At 75.3% G+C, this 6,644-nt stretch carries 5 protein-coding genes and 1 tRNA gene; 2 read left to right on the top strand and 4 right to left on the bottom strand.

Annotated elements, in window-relative coordinates; all coding sequences use genetic code 11:
* Positions 1-279: 279 nt before the first annotated feature.
* On the bottom strand, positions 280-1,995 hold the full coding sequence (locus ABZY44_RS29435; protein ID WP_356659048.1) for a ricin-type beta-trefoil lectin domain protein: 1,716 nt from the start codon (positions 1,993-1,995) through the stop codon (positions 280-282).
* 192 nt (positions 1,996-2,187) lie between these two features.
* Here ABZY44_RS29435 and ABZY44_RS29430 point away from each other — a divergent pair, with 192 nt between their 5' ends.
* Together ABZY44_RS29430 and ABZY44_RS29425 are read left to right on the top strand one after the other, a co-directional pair.
* Positions 2,188-2,832 (top strand): TetR/AcrR family transcriptional regulator, encoded by a 645-nt coding sequence (locus tag ABZY44_RS29430; protein ID WP_356659046.1) that lies wholly within the window; start codon positions 2,188-2,190, stop codon positions 2,830-2,832.
* A gap of 86 nt (positions 2,833-2,918) precedes the next feature.
* The gene (locus tag ABZY44_RS29425) at positions 2,919-3,857 is read left to right on the top strand and encodes a serine/threonine dehydratase (RefSeq protein ID WP_356659044.1); all 939 of its coding nucleotides are present in this window, start codon (positions 2,919-2,921) and stop codon (positions 3,855-3,857) included.
* A 150-nt stretch (positions 3,858-4,007) separates the two neighbouring features.
* On the opposite strand, the gene ABZY44_RS29420 is transcribed toward ABZY44_RS29425, so the two are convergent.
* The 3 genes from ABZY44_RS29420 to ABZY44_RS29410 form a co-directional block, all read right to left on the bottom strand.
* A complete protein-coding gene (locus ABZY44_RS29420) occupies positions 4,008-4,457 on the bottom strand; it encodes a universal stress protein (protein ID WP_356659042.1) in 450 nt (149 codons plus the stop codon).
* Between the two features lie 166 nt (positions 4,458-4,623).
* A complete protein-coding gene (locus ABZY44_RS29415) occupies positions 4,624-6,543 on the bottom strand; it encodes a hypothetical protein (RefSeq protein ID WP_356659040.1) in 1,920 nt (639 codons plus the stop codon).
* A gap of 2 nt (positions 6,544-6,545) precedes the next feature.
* A tRNA-Cys gene (locus ABZY44_RS29410) sits at positions 6,546-6,618 on the bottom strand.
* Positions 6,619-6,644 lie beyond the last annotated feature (26 nt).

The raw sequence follows: 6,644 nt of genomic DNA, 5'->3' as shown, positions 1-6,644 counted from the left end.
TCCTCGCGCAGTGGGACGACCACGAGGTCCGCAACAACTGGTACCCGGGGCAGATCCCCCGGCGACCGCCAGGGTCAGCAGGGCCGCGGGCAGCGCGGTCAGGGTGACCCGGCGGCGCGTCCGCCCGGCCGGGTGGCTTCGTGGGATCGGGCCCGGCATGCGCGTCCTCGTCTCGGTCGGGGCGGGCGGCTCGGCGGCACGTGGCCGCCGGGCGGTGTCCGGCGGCTCGGCGGCCCTCGGGGGCCCGGCCGCGATCTGCTTCCTCATGCGCGCGGGCCGTCAGGCCGGGAGGGACCAGGCCTGATCGACCCGGTGTTCGCCGCAGGCGGTCAGCCGCAGCCGCTCGGCCGGGACGCCCGCTTCGGCCGGGGCGGCCGCGGAGGCGGGGGCCGTCAGGCAGAGCCCGCCGGTGTCCTCGACCAGTGCGCCGTCGCGGCGGTGCGTCCAGCTCTGCCCCGGCACGCGGCGGCCGGGGCCGGAGGAGCAGGCGGCCAGCTCCACCTGGCCGTCCGCGCCCGCGGACAGGCAGTCTCCCGCCAGCCGGAGGCTGCCGTCGCGGTGCAGGGTCCAGCGCTGGTCGGGCGCGCCCGTGCAGGTACCCATCACCACGGCGCCGACCCCGGTGGTACTCGCCCCGTCGGCGCAGGCGGCGCCCTGCCGGGGCCCCTGGCCGGCGATCTGCCCGGTGGGCAGTGTCCGGGTGCAGCCGCCGCGCGGGGCGAGCCGCCAGACGGCCGTGTCGTGGGCGGCCACGGTCCCGGTCAGCGCGTCGGAGACCTCGCGCGCCCGCCCGCTCCACAGGTCCTTCGCGTCGACCGTGCAGGAGGGGAGCCCGATCTCCTCGAGCGGCACCCGGACCTCGCGGGAGGTGCCGGACCGGTTGAGGACGGCCACGGCGCGGTCGCCGTTCGCGAGCGGCCGCACCAGGATGTCGAAGGTGGCGTTGGAGGAGACCACCGTGCCCTGACGGCCCATGGGGTCCTGGTCCAGAGCGATCAGATCGGTGTTGCCGAGGGCGGCGAGCCCCGCCGGGCTGAGCTCGGACACCTGCGAGGACAGGATGAACGGGGCGGCCATCATGGCCCAGAGTCCGACCTGGCTGCGGCTCTCCGCGGCGGTGAGCCCGGGGGCGCCCGCGATCAGGAAGTCGGGGTCGTTCCAGTTGCCGGGGCCCGCGTACCGGCCCAGCCAGCGGTTGTAGCCGTAGTTGCCCAGGACCGAGCTCCACCGCGAGGTGGCCGGGGCGGCCGGCTTGTACACCTTGATGTCCCGGCCCTCGCGCCACAGCTGGCCGGTCTCGCCGACCCAGCCGAGCACCTTGTGCCAGTCGGAGCCGCCCCATTCGCCCTGCTGGAAGTAGGCGGGTGCGGAGGCGGACAGGACCATGTCCCGGCCGCTGTCGCGCAGCGCCCTGGCGACGGAGTTGTAGGCGTCGCGGTAGGCCTGCTCCTTGGTGGAGCCCTCGGGCACCCACAGGTTGCAGCCGTCCATCTTGACGTAGTCGACGGCCCAGGAGGCGAACTGCCGGGCGTCGCGTGCGTAGTGGTCGGGCCCGCCGCCTTCGGGGGAGCCGCTGCCCGGATAGCGCTCGCAGGTGAGGTGGCCGGCGTCCTCGTAGATGCCGAACTTCAGCTTCCGCGCGTGCAGGTACTCCCCGAGCCAGGCCATGCCGTGCGGGAACTTCGCCGTGTCGACGACGAGATTCCCGTCCGCGTCACGGCTCTTGGTCATCCAGCAGTCGTCGACGGTGACCGTGTCGTAACCCTTGGCGGCGAGACCGGTGGAGACGAGCGCGTCCGCGTTCGCCACGACCTTGGCCTCGTCGATGTCGCACATGTAGTGCGCCCAGTTGTTCCACCCCATGGGCGGGGTGAGCGCGAGCGGAGTGTCCGAGGTCGCCTTGGGCTCGGCCGCCACGGGGGCGGGGGAGAGGGTGAGGGCGAGCACGGCGGCCGCGGCCAGAAAGGGGAGCGACACACGCAGGCGAGGCGGCACGGAGTCTCCTTGACGTGGGGGCTGTCGAGGGCTCAGTGCAGCGGCGTGACTACCCACTGTCAATATAAGTCGAGCGTTATGGCGTGATGACCAGCAATATGGGTGTAGTCGGTGTCACACGTTGGGGTTGACCCAGCGTGTGGTACGCCGTACGTGCCAGTGGCTGTAACACTGGATGATACGATGTATCTCATGCCCAGAAGATCAGCCGCCCTGGACCGGGCCACCCCGGAGGCGATCGCCGCCGCCGCCCTGCGGATCCTCGACGAGCAGGGGCCCGCCGCGCTCAGCTTCCGCGTCCTCGCCGACCGGCTCGAGGTCTCGCACGCCACCGTCCAGCGTCGCTGCGCCGACCTCGCGGGCCTGCTCGACCTCTGCACCGAGCACCTCGCCGCCCAGCTGCCCGAGATTCCCGCCGGAACCGGCTGGGCCGAGGCCGCCGAACAGCGGTTCACCGCCCTCTACCGGCTGCTCGCGGCCCACCCCGGACTGCTGGTCCTGCGCGGCGGCCGCCCCTGGCTCGGCCGCCAGCTGCTGGCCCGGCTCGTAGAGCCCGCGCTCGCCGACAGCGTCGCCGCCGGGATGACCCCGGGCGAGGCCATGATCGTCTACCGCCGGATGTACCTGCTGACGCTCGGCGCCGCCGCGTTCGTCGACCACCGGGATCCGGCCGGTGCCACCGCCGCGTCGCGCGGGGCGCTGGCGGCCCTGGACCCCGCCGACTTCCCCGTGCTCTCGGGCGGGCTGGCCGACGTACTGCCCGCCCTGACCGACCACGAGGTGTACTACGGCGCCCTGCGCCAGCTGATCGAGGCCGCCCGGCCCGCCGGGGCCTGACGCCGGGACGGTGCCTGACGCCGGGACGGTTCGGGCCCGGTCCGGGTCCGGGGCCGGTCCCTTTCGACTGACAAGAGGGTGAGTTCATGGAACAGCAGCTCGACTACGCCGCTGTGCGGGCCGCCGCCGGCCGGATCGCCGGGGCGGTGCGGCCCGTCTCGGTGATACCCGCGGGCGAGGGGATCTCGTACGCGCTGGAGTACCTCCAGCACACCGGCTCCTTCAAGGCGCGCGGCGCCCGCAACTTCCTGGCCGCCCACCGCGATGCGGACACCCTGCCCGACGCCGGGGTGACCATCGCCTCCGGCGGCAACGCCGGCCTCGCCTGCGCCTGGGCGGCCCGCGCCGAATCCGTGCGCGCCACCGTGTTCCTGCCGGCCACCGCCCCGCGCGTGAAGGTGGAGCGGCTGCGGGGCTACGGGGCCGACGTACGGCTCGTCGGCGAGCGGTACGCCGAGGCGCTCGCCGCCTGCCGGGAGTTCGCCGCCGCGAGCGGGGCGCTGAGCAGCCACGCGTACGACCATCCGCTCATCGCGGCGGGCGCCGGAACCCTGCTCGACGAGATCCGCGGCGCCCTGCCCGGCCTCGACACCGTCGTCGTCGCCGTGGGCGGTGGCGGGCTGTTCGCCGGCATCGCCACCGCCGCGCGCGAGCACGGCGTACGGGTCGTCGCGGTCGAGCCGGAGCACTGCCGCGCACTGGGCGCGGCCCTCGAAGCGGGCCGGCCCGTGGACGTACCCGTGGACTCGGTGGCCGCCGACTCGCTCGGAGCCACCCGGGTCTCGGCGGACGCCCTGGCCGCCGTACGGCAGGACAACGCGGAGTCGGTCCTGGTACCGGACGCGGCGATCGTCGCGGCCCGGCGCGCGCTGTGGGAGGAGCACCGCATCGTCGTCGAGGCCGGTGCCGCCACCGCCCTGGCGGCGGTGCGCGTCGCCGCGCGTCCGCTGGGGGAGCGGGTCGCGGTGGTGCTGTGCGGCGCCAACACCGACCCGGCGGACCTGGGCGCCGGCCCGGGGGCCTGATCCGGCGCGGCGTCAGGGTCCGGCACGGGGGCCGCCCTCTCCGGGCGGCCATCCCTCGTCCGCCGTCCGCCGTCCGCCGTCCGCCGTCCGCCGTCCGCCGTCCGTCGTCCCCGCCCGCCATCCGCCGGAAGGGGTCCGGGGGCGGGGTGGTCAGGCGGAGGCGCCCTCGCGGACCACGACGACCGTGCTGGCCGCGTACTGGACCACCTGCTGGCTCACCGACCCGAGCAGCGCGCCCTTGATGCCGCCGTAGCCGCGGGTGCCGACGACCGTCAGCTCCGCTTCCTTCGAGGCGTCCACCAGGACCCGCGCGGGCGAGCCCTGCTCCACCCGGCGGAAGACCGGCACGCCCGGCGAGGTGCCGACCGCCTCGGCCACGGTGTCGGCGAGCTTCTGGCGGGCCGCTTCCTCGGCGTGGACCAGCTCGTTCTGCTCGGACGGGCTCACGCCGAAGGGATTGGTGTTCCACTCCCAGCCCATGACGGCGTGCACCCGGCCGTCGACGGCCTTGGCCTGGGCGACCGCCCAGCGCAGGGCCTGCTTGGAGTGGTTCGAACCGTCGACGCCGACGACGATCAGAGGCTCGGTGTTCTGGCTCACGGGGTTTCCTCACGGTTCGTCCGAATGATCGCTCTCGTCCTGTATACCCGACCCACCCGGCCCGACCGCGAACGACGGTCCTCGCGCGGACCGGAGACTCCGGAGGGGTCGTCCGGGCGCCGGGGCGCGGTGTCCCGCCTCGCGGTGTCCCAGGTCGCGGCGGCGGTCAGCCGCCGACGGCCCCGCCCGCCATCGCCGTACGGAGCCTCGCGACCAAGGGGGCGAGCCGGCCGGCCGTGCCGCGCGGGAGGCGGGCGGTCTCGGAGTCGATCCAGTCGAGTACGGAGGCCTGTTGGTCCGGTGCGCAGAACGAGAGGTGGAACAGCAGGTGCCGAAAGGCGCGGGCCGTCCTGGCGGGGGTGGCGGCACGGCGGCGCGCGGCGGTGAACGCGGACCGGGCGAGGGCGGCGCCGTCGGGACCCGGGACGACGCCGATCTGGTGGACCAGCGCGGGCATGTTGAAGGCCGTCAGGATCCGGACCTGCTCGATCACGGCGGGCACGGCGGCGAGTTCCAGGGAGTTCACGTGCCGGGTGAAACGGGAGCCGGGCTGCGTACGGCCGGCGCGGACGACGCACAGGACGGCGAAGCCCCGCCGGTCGTCGGCATCGGCCAGGGCGCGGACCGCGGCGTAGTCGATGCCGTGGTAGCGCTCGTACGGCGTCCCGCGCAGCAGATCGGCGGCCACCCTCACGGCGGGCAGGACGTCCTCGCTCACGACCCCGGTGTCGCGGTCGGCGAAGGGCTCTGCCGCGAACGAGGCCGGGATCCCGGCCTCGTGGGCCAGCGCGGACAGGCCCCGGACGAGCGGCAGGCTCGGATCGGTGACGGAGCCGCAGGAGGCTTCCGTCGTCACGGTGGCCAGCTGCCGCAGCGCGATGCCGAGCGCCTCGGGGTCGGGTGAGGGCGGTCCCGCCACCGCGCGGATCCAGGGGAGCTCCGCGAGGCCGGCGAAATCCCACAGGTGGGCGCAGTACCGGGCGCCGCCCTGGTACAGCTTCGCCAGCAGGATCCGCAGCACCGGGTCGGTGACCTGCGGGTGGTAGGCGCGGGCGAGGGCGGCCCCGGCGGAGTGCGGCAGGCGGACGCCGGACAGCCCGGCCTCCCACGGGGCCCGCGCCTCTTCGGCGGCCGCGAGGGCGACGAGCACGTCGGCCCGGGGGGTCGCGGTGTCCGGACCGGTCGCGTCGGCCGGGCCGGCCGGGTGGGGAACCCACACCGGGTCGAGGACGGGCGCGAACGGGCCGCGGAGGACGGCGGCCTGCCGGACCTGCTCCTGGCGCAGCCGGGTGTGCGCGGGGGAGCCGGGCCGGCCGCGTTTGGCGACCATCGAGGTGACGGCGTGCCGGAGCAACCCGGCGAGCGGGAGCGGGAGTTCGCGTCCGGCGGCCCGTTCGGCCAGCGCCCGCCGCAAGATCGCCGCGTTCGACTTCGGATCGAGGTGCCGGCCGGTCAGGGGGTGGGCCGCGGCGAGGGCCTCGTACCGCTCCAGCAGGGCGGCGGCCTCCGCGCGCGGGGCGTGGGCGGCGCGGGCGTGCGCGCGCAGCCAGTACGCGAGCAACTCGTCCTCGAAGGGGCGCCATACGGTCAGCGCCTCGCGCTGCGCGGCGACGGCCGGGTTCTGCCGTTGCCGCGCGAGCAGCCGCGCCGCCTCGCGTGCGGAGCGCTTGATCCCGGAGTCGGCAGTCTCGGTGGAGTCTGCGGCGTCTGCGGCGCAGGTGTCGGCGGCGGCGTGGCCGCCGGGGTGCCGCGTGGCCCCGGGGCGCGGAGTGAAGGGCTGGAGGTCCGCGAACGGGTCCAGGAGCACGGCGAGTTCGGCGGCGTCGTCCAGGTCGCCGGACCGCAACAGCCACGCCACGCACAGCAGCGCGGCTTCCTGGGGAGCGTGGAGTTCGTAGCGGCCGCTCTCGAGGAGGGACCAGAGCGCCGCGAGCCCGGGCCCGGTGAGGCCGTGCGCGAACAGCGCGCGCCGGGTCGGCGGGACGCCGGCCAGCAGTGCGGCGTCCCGCTCGTAGGGCCGTGGCCGGCTGTGGCCCAAGTGGACGTCGACCCACGCCGGGCGCATCGTGCGGTTCTTCTCGTTCATCGCCGGCGTGGCAGGTCCTGCCCCTGCGCCCTCCGACTGTGCAGGTCGGTGCTCTGGCTGCTGAGCTACACGCCGAGCCGCCGAATCTACCTCGGCCGAGA

The sequence above is a fragment of the Streptomyces sp. NPDC006544 genome, from assembly GCF_040611715.1.
GTDB lineage: Bacteria > Actinomycetota > Actinomycetes > Streptomycetales > Streptomycetaceae > Streptomyces.
This window is presented reverse-complemented; position numbering and strand designations above follow the sequence as displayed.

What these genes read in the sequence shown, in the direction of transcription:
- ABZY44_RS29415 (WP_356659040.1), bottom strand. Translation starts at nt 6,543, where the DNA reads ATGAACGAGAAGAACCGCACGATGCGCCCGGCGTGGGTCGACGTCCAC.
- ABZY44_RS29430 (WP_356659046.1), top strand. Translation starts at nt 2,188, where the DNA reads ATGCCCAGAAGATCAGCCGCCCTGGACCGGGCCACCCCGGAGGCGATC.
- ABZY44_RS29425 (WP_356659044.1), top strand. Translation starts at nt 2,919, where the DNA reads ATGGAACAGCAGCTCGACTACGCCGCTGTGCGGGCCGCCGCCGGCCGG.